At 58.7% G+C, this 926-nt stretch carries 1 protein-coding gene; it reads left to right on the forward strand.

Features of this window, described 5'->3' with window-relative positions:
* Positions 1-177 precede the first annotated feature (177 nt).
* Positions 178-926, forward strand: a 749-nt coding sequence (locus tag ACQKN2_RS14380) for a hypothetical protein (RefSeq protein ID WP_427415556.1), incomplete at its 3' end; no start/stop codon positions are given.

Genomic DNA, 926 nt, shown 5'->3' on the forward strand with positions numbered 1-926 from the left:
ACTGGACCTACTGGACCTACTGGACCTACTGGACCTACTGGACCTACTGGACCTACTGGACCTACTGGACCTACTGGACCTACTGGACCTACTGGACCTACTGGATCTACTGGACCTACTGGATCTACTGGCTCTACTGGTGACACTGGCTCTACTGGACCTACTGGGGCTATTGGTGTGACTGGTTCTACTGGGGTTACTGGCGCTACTGGACCTACTGGGGCTACTGGCGCTACTGGTGTGACTGGACCTACTGGCTCTACTGGTGTTACTGGCTCTACTGGCGACACTGGCGCTACTGGTGTTACTGGCTCTACTGGCGACACTGGTCCTCCTGGGGCTACTGGCTCTACTGGCGACACTGGTCCTCCTGGGGCTACTGGCTCTACTGGCTCTACAGGAGCTACTGGGGCTACTGGGGCTACTGGGGCTACTGGCTCTACTGGCGTTACTGGCCCTACCGGCTCTACTGGCGTTACCGGTTCTACTGGCGTTACCGGTGTTACTGGGGCTACTGGCTCTACTGGCGTTACCGGTTCTACTGGGGCTACCGGCTCTACTGGAACTACTGGGGTTACTGGTGAAACTGGAGTTACCGGCTCTACTGGTGTTACTGGGGTTACTGGGGTTACTGGGGTTACTGGTGCGACCGGTTCTACTGGCGCTACCGGCTCTACTGGGGTTACTGGTGCGACTGGTGCGACTGGAACTACTGGGGCTACTGGGGCTACTGGGGCTACTGGGGCTACTGGGGCTACTGGGGCTACTGGGGCTACTGGGGCTACTGGGGCTACTGGGGCTACTGGGGCTCCCGGTGTGACTGGCTCTACTGGCTCTACTGGCTCTACTGGTTCTACTGGTGTGACTGGCTCTACCGGCTCTACTGGGGCTACCGGCTCTACTGGTGTTACTGGGGCTACTGGCTA

This window comes from Lysinibacillus sp. NPDC093688 (assembly GCF_050280145.1).
GTDB classification, from domain to species: domain Bacteria; phylum Bacillota; class Bacilli; order Bacillales_A; family Planococcaceae; genus Lysinibacillus; species Lysinibacillus xylanilyticus_B.